At 64.4% G+C, this 15635-nt stretch carries 17 protein-coding genes; 10 read left to right on the top strand and 7 right to left on the bottom strand.

Features of this window, described 5'->3' with window-relative positions; translation table 11 throughout:
- Window positions 1-661, bottom strand: a 661-nt coding sequence (locus AC5RVB_RS11310) for an FAD-dependent oxidoreductase (RefSeq protein ID WP_494142716.1), incomplete at its 3' end; no start/stop codon positions are given.
- A 309-nt stretch (window positions 662-970) separates the two neighbouring features.
- On the opposite strand from AC5RVB_RS11310, the gene glyA reads away from it, so the two are divergent.
- The 5 genes from glyA (at window position 971) to AC5RVB_RS11285 (ending at window position 6041) form a co-directional block, all read left to right on the top strand.
- On the top strand, window positions 971-2254 hold the full coding sequence (glyA, locus tag AC5RVB_RS11305) for a serine hydroxymethyltransferase (protein ID WP_494142715.1): 1284 nt from the start codon (window positions 971-973) through the stop codon (window positions 2252-2254).
- Between the two features lie 20 nt (window positions 2255-2274).
- A complete protein-coding gene (locus tag AC5RVB_RS11300) occupies window positions 2275-3282 on the top strand; it encodes a bifunctional methylenetetrahydrofolate dehydrogenase/methenyltetrahydrofolate cyclohydrolase (RefSeq protein WP_227904168.1) in 1008 nt (335 codons plus the stop codon).
- Window positions 3283-3362: 80 nt separating this feature from the next.
- Window positions 3363-4328: an ABC transporter ATP-binding protein gene (locus AC5RVB_RS11295; RefSeq protein WP_227904169.1), complete on the top strand. Its 966-nt coding sequence runs from the start codon at window positions 3363-3365 to the stop codon at window positions 4326-4328.
- The gene (locus AC5RVB_RS11290) at window positions 4321-5205 is read left to right on the top strand and encodes an ABC transporter permease (RefSeq protein WP_341482035.1); all 885 of its coding nucleotides are present in this window, start codon (window positions 4321-4323) and stop codon (window positions 5203-5205) included. Before AC5RVB_RS11295 ends, AC5RVB_RS11290 begins: the two co-directional genes overlap by 8 nt.
- The gene (locus AC5RVB_RS11285) at window positions 5202-6041 is read left to right on the top strand and encodes an ABC transporter permease (protein WP_227904170.1); all 840 of its coding nucleotides are present in this window, start codon (window positions 5202-5204) and stop codon (window positions 6039-6041) included. Before AC5RVB_RS11290 ends, AC5RVB_RS11285 begins: the two co-directional genes overlap by 4 nt.
- 39 nt (window positions 6042-6080) lie before the next feature.
- On the opposite strand, the gene AC5RVB_RS11280 is transcribed toward AC5RVB_RS11285, so the two are convergent.
- Window positions 6081-6602, bottom strand: a complete 522-nt coding sequence (locus AC5RVB_RS11280) for an O-acetyl-ADP-ribose deacetylase (protein WP_227904171.1) — start codon at window positions 6600-6602, stop codon at window positions 6081-6083.
- Window positions 6603-6736: 134 nt separating this feature from the next.
- Between AC5RVB_RS11280 and AC5RVB_RS11275 the strand changes: the two genes are divergently transcribed.
- The 4 genes from AC5RVB_RS11275 to AC5RVB_RS11260 all read left to right on the top strand — a co-directional run bounded on the left by AC5RVB_RS11275 (window position 6737) and on the right by AC5RVB_RS11260 (window position 9845).
- On the top strand, window positions 6737-7246 hold the full coding sequence (locus AC5RVB_RS11275) for a hypothetical protein (RefSeq protein WP_227904172.1): 510 nt from the start codon (window positions 6737-6739) through the stop codon (window positions 7244-7246).
- 134 nt (window positions 7247-7380) lie between these two features.
- Entirely contained in the window at window positions 7381-8208 is an 828-nt protein-coding gene (locus AC5RVB_RS11270; protein WP_494142714.1) for an exodeoxyribonuclease III, read from the top strand.
- A 10-nt stretch (window positions 8209-8218) separates the two neighbouring features.
- Window positions 8219-9253 carry a tryptophan--tRNA ligase gene (trpS, locus tag AC5RVB_RS11265; protein WP_227928873.1) on the top strand — a complete coding sequence of 345 codons (1035 nt, stop codon included), beginning with the start codon at window positions 8219-8221 and terminating at the stop codon, window positions 9251-9253.
- 4 nt (window positions 9254-9257) lie between these two features.
- A complete protein-coding gene (locus AC5RVB_RS11260) occupies window positions 9258-9845 on the top strand; it encodes a 2'-5' RNA ligase family protein (protein WP_494142713.1) in 588 nt (195 codons plus the stop codon).
- Between the two features lie 55 nt (window positions 9846-9900).
- Here the strand turns inward: AC5RVB_RS11260 and AC5RVB_RS11255 are convergent, their stop codons facing one another.
- From AC5RVB_RS11255 to sdhC, 5 genes are all read right to left on the bottom strand, one after another.
- On the bottom strand, window positions 9901-10674 hold the full coding sequence (locus AC5RVB_RS11255) for an alpha/beta hydrolase family protein (protein ID WP_494142712.1): 774 nt from the start codon (window positions 10672-10674) through the stop codon (window positions 9901-9903).
- A 78-nt stretch (window positions 10675-10752) separates the two neighbouring features.
- Window positions 10753-11529: a succinate dehydrogenase iron-sulfur subunit gene (locus tag AC5RVB_RS11250; protein WP_227904175.1), complete on the bottom strand. Its 777-nt coding sequence runs from the start codon at window positions 11527-11529 to the stop codon at window positions 10753-10755.
- Window positions 11529-13295 carry a succinate dehydrogenase flavoprotein subunit gene (gene sdhA, locus AC5RVB_RS11245; RefSeq protein ID WP_227904176.1) on the bottom strand — a complete coding sequence of 589 codons (1767 nt, stop codon included), beginning with the start codon at window positions 13293-13295 and terminating at the stop codon, window positions 11529-11531. Before sdhA ends, AC5RVB_RS11250 begins: the two co-directional genes overlap by 1 nt.
- Window positions 13296-13365: 70 nt before the next feature.
- Window positions 13366-13848 carry a succinate dehydrogenase hydrophobic membrane anchor subunit gene (locus tag AC5RVB_RS11240; protein WP_227904177.1) on the bottom strand — a complete coding sequence of 161 codons (483 nt, stop codon included), beginning with the start codon at window positions 13846-13848 and terminating at the stop codon, window positions 13366-13368.
- 6 nt (window positions 13849-13854) lie between these two features.
- On the bottom strand, window positions 13855-14232 hold the full coding sequence (gene sdhC, locus AC5RVB_RS11235) for a succinate dehydrogenase, cytochrome b556 subunit (RefSeq protein WP_227904178.1): 378 nt from the start codon (window positions 14230-14232) through the stop codon (window positions 13855-13857).
- Window positions 14233-14459: 227 nt separating this feature from the next.
- Between sdhC and AC5RVB_RS11230 the strand changes: the two genes are divergently transcribed.
- Entirely contained in the window at window positions 14460-15599 is a 1140-nt protein-coding gene (locus AC5RVB_RS11230) for a mannose-1-phosphate guanylyltransferase (RefSeq protein WP_227904179.1), read from the top strand.
- Window positions 15600-15635: the final 36 nt, after the last annotated feature.

The raw sequence follows: 15635 nt of genomic DNA, 5'->3' as shown, positions 1-15635 counted from the left end.
GGCCCCACTCGGCGTCGAACGGCCGCCGGGTAAACTCCGGCGGGCGCCTGGTGGACCACAGGGTCTGCGCCCCGGCCCGGTGCAGCTGCAGCAGGAACTGTACGGCGGAGGTGCCGCCGCCCACCACCACAACGCGCCGGCCGGCGAACTCCGCGGCGCTGCGGAAGTCATGGGTATGCAGCTGCCGGCCGCGGAAAAGATCCCGTCCCGGGTAATAGGGCCAGTAGGGGCGGTCCCAGGTGCCGGTGGCATTAATAACCGCCCGGGCGTCCCAGCTCCGGCCGCCGTCGGACGCGGAAGCCACGGCCAGCCGGCCGCCGCCGCCGTCGGACACGGAAGCCACCGCCACCGGACGCACGACGTCGAACCCGAACTCCCGTTCATACTGCCCGTAATACCGGGTCACCACGGAGGAAGCAGGCTCTGCCGGATCCGGGGTGCCCAGCGGCATACCGGGGAGGTCATGCAGGGCGTGGGCGGCCCCGAACGTCAGCGAATTCCAGCGGTGCCGCCAGGCACCGCCAGGACCGGGATTGGCATCCAGCACCACAAATCCGGGACCCGGTTCCAGGCCGCGGCGGCGCAGGTGGTACGCCGCGCTCAGGCCTGCCTGCCCGGCGCCGATCACCACCACCTCCGTCTGCACGGATACCCCTTTCATTGCCATGCCTCAGATAACTTCCACGGATCCGACCCTATTCCGGCAGGTTCGCCCGGTAGGAACGTGGTCGGTTTGTTTCGGTCATACAGCGGGGCAGCAGCGGCCGGGAGGTTAGGATGGGGGTGTCGCGACTGGCGTCGGGTGGGTCACCACCAGGAAGCGGCACGGGTGCCTGTTGTGGTGCCTTCGACCACGGATCGCACGCCTGGGCCGCGGGTCACGCAAGACTGTCTGTACCCGGAGTGTGTCCTTCGTCCGGGTGCCGGCAGGTAGCCTGACCTATAGAGACCCCGTTCCCAGGAGATCCACGTGAGAGTATCCACCCAGCCCGTCACCAACGCGCCCCTGTCGGATGTCGATCCCGAAATTGCGGCCGTTCTGAACGATGAGCTGTCCCGCCAGCGCAGCACCTTGGAAATGATCGCCTCGGAGAACTTTGCGCCGCGGGCGGTCCTGGAAACCCAGGGATCGGTGCTGACCAACAAATATGCCGAGGGCTATCCCGGACGCCGGTACTACGGCGGATGCGAGCATGTGGACGTAGCGGAAAACCTGGCCATCGAGCGGGTGAAGGCCCTGTACGGTGCGGAGTTCGCCAACGTCCAGCCGCACTCCGGTGCCTCGGCGAATGCCGCGGCGCTCGCCGCCCTGCTCCAGCCGGGGGAGAAGCTGATGGGGCTGAACCTTGCCCACGGCGGCCATCTCACCCACGGCATGAAGCTGAACTTCTCCGGCAAGCTCTACGACGTCGCCGCTTACGGTGTGGATGAGCAGAGCTACCGGGTGGACATGGACAAGGTCCGCGAGCAGGCGCTCGCCGAACGTCCGCAGGTCATCGTCGCCGGCTGGTCCGCCTACCCCCGGCAGCTGGACTTCGAGGCTTTCCGTTCCATAGCTGATGAGGTGGGTGCCTACCTCTGGACGGACATGGCGCACTTCGCCGGACTGGTCGCAGCGGGACTCCATCCGAACCCGGTGCAGGCCTCCGACGTGGTTACCTCCACGGTGCACAAGACCCTGGCCGGGCCCCGCTCGGGCATGATCCTCGCGAAGCAGGAGTATGCCAAGAAGCTGAACTCCGCCGTTTTCCCGGGCCAGCAGGGCGGGCCGTTGATGCACGTTATTGCCGCGAAGGCAGTGGCCTTCAAGATCGCCGGGTCGGAGGAATTCCGGGAACGGCAGGAACGTGTGCTTGAAGGCGCCAGAATCATTGCGGACCGGCTCAACGCACCCGATGTGGCCGAACACGGCGTATCGGTCCTGACCGGCGGCACCGACGTCCACCTGATTCTGGTGGACCTGCGGAACTCGGCACTGGACGGAAAACAGGCCGAAGACCTGCTGCACTCCGTCGGCATTACGGTCAACCGCAATTCAGTGCCCTTTGATCCCCGACCGCCCATGGTCACCTCCGGTCTGCGGATCGGAACCCCGGCACTGGCAACCCGCGGCTTCGGCAGGATCGAATTCACCGAGGTTGCCGAAATCATTGCGGCCGCACTGAAGCCGGCCCCCGACGTCGACTCGCTGCGCGCCCGTGTGGCGGCGCTGGCGGAAAACTTCCCCCTCTACCCCGGACAGGAGCAGTGGTAACCGTGGAGAAAGGAACCAACATGGAGGGCAGTGTTGCCAAGACACCCGTCGCCGAAACACCCGCCGAAACCCCCGAGGAAACAGGCGTGAACCTGGGTTGGGACGTGAAGGAGAAAACGGAATTCGGTACCCCGGTAGCCGCCCGGATCCTGGACGGCCGGGCCGCTGCCCGCGATATTAAGGACGAGCTCAGCGAACGGGTCCGGCTGCTGAAGGATGAGCACGGCATCACCCCCGGGCTGGGCACCGTCCTGGTGGGGGATGACCCGGCCAGCCACTCCTACGTGGGCGGCAAGCACAAGGACTGCAAGCAGGTGGGCATTAACTCCATCCGCCGCGACCTGCCCGGCGACATCAGCCAGGCGGATCTGGAAAAGGTTATCGACGAGCTGAACGAGGACCCGGCCACCACCGGGTACATAGTCCAGCTGCCGCTGCCGGCCCACATTGATACCAACGCCATCCTGGAACGGATTGCGCCGGAGAAGGACGCCGACGGGCTGCACCCGGTGAACCTGGGCCGCCTGGTGCTGAACGTCAGCGAACCCATGACCTCCCCGCTGCCCTGCACCCCGCACGGGATTGTGCAGCTGCTCGTGCGCAACGGCATTGCCCTGACCGGCAAGAAGGTGCTGGTGGTGGGCCGCGGCGTCACCGTCGGCCGCCCGCTGGGGCTGCTGCTGACCCGTCGGCCGATCAACGCCACCGTCACCCTGGCGCACACCGGGACCGTGGACCTCTTTGAACATCTGCGCTCCGCCGACGTTGTGGTGGCTGCTGCCGGCTTCCCCGAGATGATCAAGGCCGAGGACCTCAAGCCGGGCGCGATTGTCCTGGACGTGGGCGTCACCCGCGTCACGGATCCGGAGACCGGCAAGACCACGCTTACCGGAGACGTGGATCCCGCGGCCGCCGACGTCGCCTCCTGGATCTCGCCCAACCCCGGCGGTGTGGGTCCGATGACCCGCGCCATGCTGCTGGCCAACGTTGTGGAAGCGGCCGAGCGGAAGGCCGGAATCCTGGCCTAGGGAAGTTTCCGTAGGGATGTGTGACGGGCCGGTGCGTGCAGAGGCGCGCCGGCCCGCACTGCGTCCACTATGCTGTCTGAGTGTCGCAGATCACAGCAAGCAAAAAAGCCCCTGAAACCCGCTCCGACTACGTTATTTCCGCCCGGGACCTGACCAAGTCCTACGGCAGCTTCACAGCCGTTAACGGCATCTCCTTTGATGTACCCCCGGGGGAGTCCTTCGGACTGCTCGGCCCCAACGGTGCGGGCAAGTCCACCACCATGAAGATGATCGGCGGCGTCTCCCAGCGGACCTCCGGTGAGCTGAGCATCATGGGCCTGGACCCCAACACGTACGGACCCGAGGTGCGGGCCCACCTGGGCGTGGTCCCGCAGCAGGACAACCTCGATGAAGACCTGCGGGTACGGGACAACCTGCTGGCCTATGGGCGGTATTTCGGCCTGCCCAAAAGCTATCTCCAGCCCAAGGCGGACGAACTGCTGGAATTCGCGCAGCTCACCGATAAGGCCAAGGCCCGCGTGGACTCCCTCTCCGGCGGCATGAAGCGGCGCCTGACCATTGCGCGGTCCCTCATCAATGACCCGAAGATCCTGCTGCTGGACGAACCCACCACCGGCCTGGACCCGCAGGCACGCCACATCCTCTGGGACCGGCTCTTCCGGCTCAAGGAAGCAGGCGTGACCCTGATCCTCACCACCCACTACATGGACGAGGCAGAGCAGCTCTGTGACCGCCTGATTGTGGTGGACAAAGGCACCATCATGGCCGAAGGGTCCCCGGCGGCCCTGATCCGCGAGCACTCCACCCGCGAAGTGGTGGAGCTGAGGTTCGGATCGGAGCGGAACACCACCGTTGGCGCGGAGCTGGAGGGCATCGGTGAGCGGCTGGAAACGCTGCCGGACCGCGTGCTGATTTATGCCAACGACGGCGAGGCTGCCCTGGAGGCCGTGACCGGACGGGGACTGCGTCCCATCACCTCGCTGGTACGCCGTTCCTCCCTGGAAGACGTATTCCTGCGCCTGACCGGGAGGAGCCTCGTTGACTAAGCTGCCAACCCGGGACGCCCGGCATGAGGTGCTGGGGCTGCGATCACCGCTGACCCCGCTGCAGACGGCCGCCAAGGCGAGGCGTTTCGGAGCCTTCTACTACGCCGAAATGTGGATCCGCCGGATGCGCGGCTACCAGTGGACCGTGCTGATGACGGCGGTGGGGACCCCCGCGGTCTACCTGCTGGGCATGGGCACCGGGCTGGCTGTCCTTATCGACGGCAATTCGAACGCAGGTTTCCCCGGTGCCGACGGATCCACGGTGTCCTACCTGGTGTTCCTTGGCCCTGCCCTGGTGGCCACAGCGGCCCTGATGATCTCCAGTGAGGAAAACACCTATACCGTCATGGGCGGGTTCAAATGGCACCGGACCTACTACGGTCCCAATGCCAGCCCCCTCGCCAGCGGGCAGATTGCCATGGGTCATGTCCTGGGCCTGACCGTCCGCATCCTTTTCACCACGGTGATTTACTACCTGTTCCTGCTGCTCTTCGGCGCGGTGGTACAGCCGGCCACCGGCTGGCTTATGATCTTCACCGCCCTGCTGGCGGGCCTGGCTTTCGGCATGCCGTTGCTGGCGTTCAGCGCCACGCTGAAGGAGGACAAGGGGCAGTTCGCCATGGTCCAGCGGTTTATCGTTATGCCGCTGTTCCTGTTCTCGGGAACCTTCTTTCCGCTGGAGTCCCTGCCGCTGGGCGTTCGCTGGATCGGCTGGATTTCCCCGCTCTGGCATTCCACCGAGCTGGGCAGGCTGCTCAGCTACGGGCATCCCGAACCGCCCGCCCTGACGGTGCTGCATCTGGCCTACCTGCTGGCCCTCACCGCCGTCGGCCTGCTGCTTGCCCGCCGCAACTTCACGAGGAGACTGGCCGGATGAGTGCGCACGCTGAAAACAGAACAGCGCCCACCACGCTGGTGCCCAAGGACCGGTTCCTCGGATCCCTGTATGGACGGAACATCCGGGCAGTGATCGCCCGCGGACTGAAAGCCACCTGGGGCACCAACTGGTCCATCATGGTCAGCGGATTCGTGGAACCGGTGCTCTATCTGGTGGCCATGGGCATAGGCCTGGGTGCGCTGGTGGGCACGGTGGCCGGCCCGGGCGGACAGGAAATGAATTACGCGAACTTCATCGCGCCGGCCCTGCTGGCTGTGTCAGCGATGAACGGAGCCGTCTATGACTCCACCATGAACGTGTTCTTCAAACTCAATTACGCCCGCCTGTATGAGGGCATGCTGTCCACCCCGCTGGGGCCGCTGGATGTTGCCATGGGGGAGATCTTCCTCGCCCTGCTGCGCGGTGCCATGTATGCCACCGGCTTCACCGCAGTGATGGGAGCCATGGGGCTGATCACCTCGCCCTGGGCACTGCTGATGATCCCGGCAGCCGTAGTGATCGCTTTTGGCTTTGCCTCCTTCGGGATGGCCATCACCAGCTACATGAAGACGTTCCAGCAGTTGGACTGGGTGAACATGATCATGCTCCCCATGTTCCTGCTCTCGGCAACCTTCTATCCGCTCAGTGTTTATCCCGAGGCGGTGCAGTCAGTGATCCAGGCGCTGCCGCTATGGCACGGGGTGGAACTGCTGCGCCAGATCAGCGTAGGCATCTTTACCTGGGGAACGGCGGGGCATCTGCTCTACTTCGTTGTGATGATTGCCGTAGGCCTGACGATGACCACCAACCGGCTGAAAGCGCTGTTCCTGAAGTAGGAGCCGGCCCGGGCCGGGCATGCGGCACTGTTCGCGTGCCTAGCCTTCGGCCTGCTCGTACCTGCGGCGGAAAACACCGGCCAGCCGGTCATTGAACAGGACGAACTCCGCCCGTTCCAGGCTGCCCGGCCGGTGGGCGGCCACTTCCGCCAGAGCCACTTCAGCGACCGTCTCGGGGTTCCAGCCGTACACGCCGGCGCTGACGGCGGGGAACGCGATGCTGCGTGCCCCCAGTTCCTCGGCGGCTGACAGCGCTGTCCGAAAACAGGAGCGCAGCAGCTCCGGGTCGGTCTCTCCCGCAGTCGCGTTGGGGCCCACGGTATGCACCACCCAGCGGGCCGGCAGGTCAAACCCCTCCGTTGCGACGGACTGTCCCGTGGGCAGCCCGTCCGGCAGCGTGGTGGCGCGCAGTTCCCGGCAGGCGGCCAGCAGGCCCGGCCCCGCTGCCCGGTGAATGGCACCGTCCACGCCGCCGCCGCCCAGCAGGGAGGAATTGGCGGCATTCACAATAACGTCGGTGTCGCGTTCGGTGATGTCTCCGGTGAGAATCTCAATCTGCATCGGCCCAGTGTGCCACCGCTCCGCGGCGGGCACCACCGGCCCCGGACTCCCGTAGGGGCGCGGAAAGCATGCCCGGCGGTCACCCTGAGCGAAACCGGAACCGGACCCCTGCGGAAGTTTGAGAGAATGAAACCATGCAGTCGATCCGAAACGGCAAGACGCCGTCGCCTTCGTCCACGCCCGGCCGCGGTGTCAGCCGCAAGATGGGCAACATCGGCATCACCGTGATGCTCATCGTGTTCCTCGTGGCGGTGGTTTTTGCCGCCAACCAGAATGACGTTATTGGCTGGCTTGTAGTCATCGTCTCCCTTGGCTGGCTGTGCCTGGCCACCTTTGTTGTTTTCTCCGTCCGCGGGGCCGCACGCAAGGCCACTGCGAAGCTGGCGGACGCCACCGCAGGACTTCGCCCCGCAGGCGCACCCGGGGTCTCCGTGGTGGATGAGGGCACCATTGTCCGCGATCGGAAACTGGACCACAGCTTCAAGATCATCCAGGTCCAGTCCAAGGTGATTCGCGAGAACTTGGACACAGACCGCGAGATGGTGGACCGTGCACTCGAGACCATCGAGATTACGGCGCACAACGCGCGTGGCATGATCAAGAAGGAGGATGGCGGGCCCGTCGAGGGCACCGTCGTCGATTAGCAAAAACGCAGCGTTCCCGGCGCCGCCAGTTTCCACGGCGGCAGGCCGGAGACGCTGTTCGGGGTGAGCAGCTACTGAGGAGTATGGTTATTCGCGTGAGTTCGGCATCAGAGGAAACAGCGTCAGCAGAGACTATGGACAGCTCCGGAAAAAGGCTGCGCATTGCGTCAGTGAACGTCAACGGAATCCGTGCAGCCTACAAGCGCGGCATGGCCGAGTGGCTGGCCGAGCGTGACGTGGACATCCTCTGCCTCCAGGAAGTCCGTGCACCCGATGCCATCCTGCGCGGACTGCTGGGGGACACCTGGCACATCGAGCACGCCGAATGCGTCGAAGCCAAGGGTCGCGCCGGGGTTGCCATTGCCTCCCGGATGCCCCCCACGGCTGTGCGTGAGCACATCGGCGACGAGTACTTCGCGCTCTCCGGACGCTGGGTGGAAGCGGATTACAAGGTCACCGTGGACGGTGCCGAAAAGATCCTGACCGTGGTCAGCGCGTACGTCCACTCCGGCGAGGTGGACACCCCCAAGCAGCTGGACAAGTACCGCTTCCTGGACACCATGAGTGCCCGGCTGCCCGCCCTGGCGCAGGAAAGTGACTATGTACTGGTTGTGGGTGACCTGAACGTGGGACACACCCCTCTGGACATCAAGAACTGGAAGGGCAACGTCAAGCGTGCCGGTTTCCTGCCCGAGGAACGCGCCTACTTCGACCGTTTCTTCGGCGAGGAAATCGGGTACACCGACGTGCACCGCAAGCTGGCGGGCGACGTCAACGGCCCCTACACCTGGTGGTCCTGGCGCGGCCAGGCGTTCGACAATGACTCCGGCTGGCGCATTGATTACCACATGGCCACCCCGGAGTTGGCTGCCCGTGCCGCAAACGCCGTCGTGGACCGTGCGCCCACTTACGATTCCCGCTTCTCAGACCACGCTCCGCTAGTGATCGACTACCACTTCTAAGGTTTTCTCCATGACTTCGAACTCCTCCACCGGCCGCGCGCGCATTCTTTCCGGGATGCAGCCCTCCGCCGACTCGCTCCATCTGGGCAACTACCTCGGTGCCCTGGTGAACTGGGTGCGGCTCCAGGACGAGTACGACGCCTACTTCTTCATCCCCGACCTGCACGCGATCACCGTCCCGCAGGACCCGGCGGACCTGCGCCAGCGCACCAGGGTCACCGCCGCGCAGTACATTGCCGGCGGCGTCGACGTCGAGAAGGCCACCCTGTTTGTCCAGTCCCAGGTGCCCGAACACGCGCAGCTCGCCTGGGTGCTCAACTGCCTCACCGGGTTCGGCGAAGCCTCCCGGATGACTCAGTTCAAGGACAAGCAGCAGCGTTTCGGCGCCGATTCGGCCAGTGTGGGGCTGTTCACCTACCCCATCCTGCAGGTGGCGGACATCCTGCTGTACCAGCCGCAGGGCGTCCCGGTGGGGGAGGACCAGCGCCAGCACGTGGAGCTGAGCCGGGACCTGGCCAAGCGCTTCAACACCCGCTTCGGCGAAACCTTCACGGTCCCGGAGGTCTTCATCCAAAAACAGGCCGCGAAGATTTATGACCTGCAGAACCCCGCGGCAAAGATGTCCAAGTCGGCAGCCTCGCCAGCCGGCCTGATCAACCTGCTCGACGAGGACAAAGTCATCGCCAAGCGGATCAAATCCGCGGTGACTGATGACGGCAGCGAGATCCGGTTCGACCGGGACACGAAGCCGGGCATCTCGAACCTGCTGTCCATCTACTCCCTGATCAGCGGACGCAGTGTGGAAACACTGGAAAAGGAGTACGAAGGCAAAATGTACGGACACCTCAAGGTGGACCTTGCGGACGTAGTCACCGAACATATCCGCCCCATCCGCGAGCGGGCGCTGCACCTGCTGGACGATCCCGCGGAACTGGACCGGCTGCTGGCGGTCGGGGCCCGGAAGGCCCGCGAAACCGCATCAGTCACCCTGGCGGACGTATACGAGAAAGTCGGCTTCCTGCCCCTGGGCAGCGCCACGGTCTAGTGCCATGAGAATCTCTGAATCCCTCGACCAGATCCACGCCGCCGGTGTCCCCGACGACAGCAGGACGGTGGAGTGCGCTGCCCGCTGCGTGGGCATCGTTATTGCGGTTCCCGAGCCCATGGCCAGTGAGCTCCGGGCCGCCCGGGCGTCCTTCGGGGATCCCATGGCGGCAGTGATTCCCGCCCACATCACCCTTGTGACCACCACCGAGACCAGCGACTGGGATGCCACCGTGGACCATGTGCGGGAGGTGGCTGCGGCACAGGAGCCGTTCCGGGTCACTCTGCAGGGAAGCGCCTCGTTCCGCCCCGTGTCTCCGGTGGTGTACGTGAACGTGGACCAGGGCTTCGATGAGTGCATTGCCCTGCACAAGGAACTCCAGCGCGGCCCGCTGGCCCGCGATCTGGTCTTTCCCTTCCATCCCCATGTCACGGTGGCCCACGATGTCAGCGAACAGAGCATGGATGAGGCCGTCAGGCGTCTGGATGACTACCAGGCGTCCTTCACAGTGGACTGCGTTGGCCTCTATGAACACGACGCCACCGGGCTGTGGAAGCTGCACGAGCACGTGCAGCTCGGCACAGGGGCCTAACCTCACCCCACGCCCGCCTGCGCCCCCTGGCAGTGCCAGGCAGCGCCGAGCGCGTCTAGGGCTCGTCCAGATCCAGGTACGTACCTGCCCACGCGGCGATGATGGCAGCTGCGCGGGAGGTCTGGGCACGCTCAACCATCAGGTGGTCGCTGCCCTCCAGGGAAATGAAGTTGCGCGGATGCCGGGCCGTGGAGAAGATCTCGCTCGCGTTATCGATCCCCACCGTGTTGTCGGTGGGGGAGTGCATCACCATCAGGGGCAGATGCAGATCCCGGATGTCCCCGGTGAGGTCATGGCTGCGCAGATCCTCGATCAGGTGCCGGCGGATTTCAAGTTCCCCGCCGCCCAGGTCCACCCGCGCCGATCCCTGTTCGGCAATCAGGTCCAGTTCGGACTCGAACAGGTGCACCACGTGGGAGGGCCTGAACGGGGCCGCGATGGTGGCAACTGCCCGCAGCCCGGGAATCTCCGACGCGGCGGCCAGAACGGCGGCTCCGCCCAGGGAATGGCCCACCAGCAGGGAAACCGGACGCCCGGATTCGGCCATAAAGGCTGCTGCATGCTGCAGGTCGGCGACCTTGGTGCTGAAGCTGCCGTCCTCCCAGTTGCCGGTGGAGCTGCCCAGTCCGGCAGCGTCATAGCGCAGCACACCGATGCCGTGACCGGCCAGCGCCTTCGAAATCCGGGACGCGGCAGCACTGTTCTTCCCCAGGGTGAAACCGTGGCTGAACAGTGCCCAGGCGCCGGTTCCGCCGTCGGGAATGTCGAGGGTGCCGGCCAGGGTGGTGCCGTTGACACCGGGGAAGGAGACGGATTCAAACGTAGGCATGCTCTCAACTCTATCCAGTACGCAAAAGGCGCCGGTCCGCGGAAAACCGCGGACCGGCGCCTTTTGTGTTGATGCAGGTTACAGCGAGCGGGCCAGGATGGCCTGCTTGACCTCGGAAATGGCCTTGGTGACCTGGATGCCACGCGGGCATGCTTCCGAGCAGTTGAAGGTCGTGCGGCAGCGCCAGACGCCTTCCTTGTCGTTCAGGATCTCCAGGCGCATGTCGCCGGCGTCGTCACGGGAGTCGAAGATGAAGCGGTGCGCGTTCACAATCGCTGCCGGGCCGAAGTACTGACCGTCGGTCCAGAACACCGGGCAGGAGGAGGTGCACGCGGCGCAGAGGATGCACTTGGTGGTGTCATCGAAGCGCTCACGGTCCTCGGCGGACTGCAGGCGTTCCTTGGTGGGCTCGTGGCCCTTGGTGACCAGGAACGGCATGATCTCGCGGTAGGACTGGAAGAAGGGTTCCATGTCCACGATCAGGTCCTTCTCCACCGGCAGGCCCTTGATGGGCTCAACGAGGATGGGCTTGGACGTGTCCAGGTCCTTCAGCAGCGTCTTGCAGGCCAGGCGGTTGCGGCCGTTGATGCGCATGGCATCGGAGCCGCAGACACCGTGGGCGCAGGAGCGGCGGAACGAAACCGAACCGTCGTGCTCCCACTTGACCTTGTGCAGGGCGTCCAGCACACGGTCGGTGCCGTACATGGTCAGCTTCCACTCATCCCAGTAGGCTTCGTCGGAAACCTCGGGGTTGTAGCGGCGGACCTTGAGCGTGATCTCGAACGAGGGGATGTCCCCGCCCACAGATTCCGGGAGCTCGATCTTGGAGGCGGGCTCCGCGATTTCCGTTGTCATTAGTACTTCCTCACCATCGGCTCGTAGCGCGTGAAGATGACCGGCTTGGTGTCCAGTCGAATGCCGGCGGTGTGCTCGGCGTTCTCTGCTTCATCAACCTTGTACGCCATCGAATGCTTCATGAAATTCTCGTCGTCACGCTCGGGGAAGTCCTCGCGGAAGTGTCCGCCGCGGGATTCCTCGCGGTGGAGGGCTGCCACCGTCATGACCTTTGCCAGTTCCAGCAGGAAGCCCAGTTCCACGGCTTCGAGCAGGTCCAGGTTGAAGCGCTTGCCCTTGTCCTGGACGCTGATCTTCTTGTACCGCTCTTCGAGCGAGGCAATGTCGGTCAGCACCTGGTTGAGCGTATCCGCAGTGCGGAACACCTGCATGTTGGCATCCATGGTGTTCTGCAGATCCCGGCGGATCTCGGCGACCCGTTCGGTGCCTTCGGAGTTGCGGACCACGTCCAGCAGCTCGATCGTGGCTGCTTCCGGGTTTTCCGGCAGATCCACGAAGTCAGCGGTCAGTGCGTACTCTGCGGCGTGGATGCCCGCACGCTTGCCGAACACGTTGATGTCCAGCAGCGAGTTGGTACCCAGGCGGTTGGAGCCGTGAACCGAAACGCAGGCAACTTCGCCGGCTGCGTAGAGGCCCGGGATCACTGTGTCGTTGTCCTGCAGGACCTCGGCCTTGATGTTGGTCGGGATACCGCCCATGGCGTAGTGCGCCGTGGGGAAGACCGGCACCGGCTCGGTGTAGGGCTCCACACCAAGGTAGGTGCGTGCAAACTCGGTGATGTCCGGGAGCTTGGCATCAATGTGTGCCGGTTCCAGGTGCGTCAGGTCGAGCAGGACGTAATCCTTGTTCGGGCCGCAGCCGCGGCCTTCACGGACTTCGTTGGCCATGGAACGGGCAACAATGTCACGCGGGGCGAGGTCCTTGATGGTGGGGGCGTAACGCTCCATGAAGCGCTCACCCTCCGAGTTGCGCAGGATCGCGCCTTCTCCACGGGCTGCTTCGGAAAGCAGGATGCCCAGACCGGCAAGGCCGGTCGGATGGAACTGGAAGAACTCCATGTCTTCCAGGGGGATGCCGCGGCGGAAGGCGATGCCCATGCCGTCACCGGTCAGGGTGTGGGCGTTGGACGTGGTCTTGAAAACCTTGCCGGCACCGCCGGAGGCGAAGATGACGGACTTGGCCTGGAAGACGTGCAGTTCACCGGTTGCCAGGTCGTAGGAAACGACGCCGGCCACCCGCTTCTGCCCGAAGGTGTCCTCCACCGTCAGCAGGTCGAGCACGTAGAACTCGTTGTAGAACTCCACGTTGTGCTTGACGCAGTTTTGGTAGAGGGTCTGGAGGATCATGTGGCCGGTGCGGTCCGCGGCGTAGCAGGCGCGGCGTACCGGTGCCTTGCCATGGTCCCGGGTGTGCCCGCCGAACCGTCGCTGGTCAATGCGGCCTTCGGGCGTGCGGTTGAAGGGCAGGCCCATCTTTTCCAGGTCCAGCACGGCGTCAATGGCTTCTTTAGCCATGACCTCTGCTGCATCCTGGTCCACCAGGTAGTCACCGCCCTTGACGGTGTCAAAGGTGTGCCATTCCCAGTTGTCTTCTTCGACATTGGCCAGTGCCGCACACATGCCGCCCTGCGCCGCACCCGTGTGGGAGCGGGTGGGGTACAGCTTGGTCAGTACCGCCGTCCGTGCGCGCTGACCGGATTCGATGGCGGCACGCATACCGGCGCCGCCGGCGCCGACAATGACGACGTCGTACTTATGGACCTGCATACCAGATGCTCTTTCTGTTGAAACTACTAAAAACTCAGGGACTTACCGCACCGTGGGTGCCGTGCAGCTGCTACAAGGAGCTGCAGAAATCAGGGATCAGGTCAGCCGGAGCGTTTGCGGGGCAGGGATCGAAGGTGAAGATCACCAGGGTGCCGAGCAGGATGATCACAGCGGTTGCGACGTAAAGAACCGTCTTGAGCCACATACGGGTGGCTTTCTTATCCGCGTAGTCGTTGATGATGGTGCGCACGCCGTTGCCGCCGTGCAGCATGGCCAGCCAGAGCATGACCAGGTCCCAGACCTGCCACACGGGGTTGGCCCACTTGCCGGCAACGAAACCGAAATCGACGGCGTGGATGCCGTCGCCAACCACCAGGTTCACGAACAGGTGGGTGAAGATCAGGACGACCAGGATGACACCGGATACACGCATGAACAGCCAGGCCAGCATTTCAAAGTTGCCGCGGCCTGATCCGTTGCGGGTGTACTTGGGAGCAATGCGTCCGGAGCGGGGTGCTTCGAGGGCGTGCGCTTCGTTGGTTGATGTAGTCATTGCGTGCTAACCCCCGAAAACGTTCGGAATGTGGCGAATTGAGAAGCCGATGAGCGTCACTGCCCACAGGCCAACGACGGCCCAGAGCATCTGCCGCTGGTACTTCGGCCCCTTCTTCCAGAAGTCGATCAGGACCACGCGCAGGCCGTTGAAGGCATGGAACACGATGGCTGCGACGAGGCCAAGCTCGCCGAGTCCCATAATCGGGTTCTTGTAGGCTCCGATCACCACGTTGTAGGCCTCGGGCGATACTCGCACCAATGAGGTATCCAGAACGTGGACCAAAAGGAAGAAGAAGATCACCACGCCAGTGATGCGGTGGGCGACCCACGACCATTGGCCCTCACGGCCACGGTAGAGAGTGCCTGCTGGTAACTTCGACACTGAATTTTCCTCCCTGCATCGCAGCGGCGTTAGCGCGTCTTCCACGCAGTGATGACGCCGGTGCGACAGCGCTATAAGCTCTACCATAATCTAGGTGCGCGTGACCGCGGTTTCAATTTAGGTCCGCCTATGGTGTGACCCTGATTACATTGATTTGGCTCCGCAAACAGTGTAGAAAAACGCGGCTTCCCCGAAGAGCGGTCCCGGCTCGGCTAATCTTGGCTGTGATGAGTAATGAAAAGGCATACCCCGCACCTTCGTCCGCCGTTCTCGACCGTTTCTACGGCGTGATTCCGGCCGGCGGCGTCGGCACACGGCTCTGGCCGCTGTCACGGGCTGCCGCACCGAAGTTCCTTCATGACCTCACCGGCTCCGGATCCACGCTGATCCGTGCCACCTACGACCGCCTGGCGCCGCTGAGCGGGGACCGGGTCATGGTGGTCACCGGCGCGGTGCACCGGCAGGCGGTCCGCCAGCAGCTGCCCGAAATCTCCAACAAGAACCTGGTGCTTGAGCTTGAGCCCAAGGACTCCGCGGCGGCCATCGGCCTGGCTGCGGCCATTCTGTACAAGCGCGATCCGCAGATCATCATGGGTTCCTTCGCGGCCGACCAGGTGATCGCCCCGGTCGAGGTTTTCCAGCAGGCAGTCCGCGAAGCCGTGCACACTGCGGCGCAGGGCTACATTGTCACCATCGGCATCCAGCCCACCCATCCGTCCACCGGTTTTGGCTACATCCGGGCGGGGGCGCAGCTGAAGGTTGCGGGAGCGCCGAGTGCGCATTCGGTGGTGGAGTTTGTGGAAAAGCCCTCCGCCGACGTCGCGCAGACGTACCTCGCCAGCGGCAGCTACAGCTGGAATGCGGGTATGTTCGTGGCGCCCGTGGACCTGATGCTGAAGCATTTGGAAGCCAACGAGCCGGTCCTGTATGCGGGGCTGATGGAGATTGCCGACGCCTGGGACACCACGCGCCGCCGGGAGGTAGTCCGGCGGGTCTGGCCTACCCTGCCCAAAACAGCCATCGACTATGCGGTGGCCGAGCCTGCTGCAGCTGCCGGCGACGTCGCCATGATCCCGGGAGCCTTCAGCTGGGATGACGTGGGGGACTTCGCAGCCATCGGCCGGCTGAACCCGGCCGAGGAGAACAGCGACCTCACCGTGATGGGCGACGGCGCGAGGGTCTACTCGGAAAACGCCAGCGGGATTGTCGTTTCCGACACCAAACGCGTCATCGCCCTGATCGGCATCGAGGATGTGGTGATTGTTGATACACCCGACGCCCTGCTGGTCACCACCAAGGAACATGCCCAGGAAGTAAAGAAGGCCGTGGAGCACCTCAGGGCCAGCGGAGACACCGACGTCCTGTAGGGCGCGCGCGGACGCCGTCATAAGCGGTCGTATCCG

It is taken from the genome of Arthrobacter sp. Y3225209, assembly GCF_059090685.1.
Note: the sequence above shows the minus strand (reverse complement) of the source record. Positions and strands in the feature narration are given on the sequence as shown.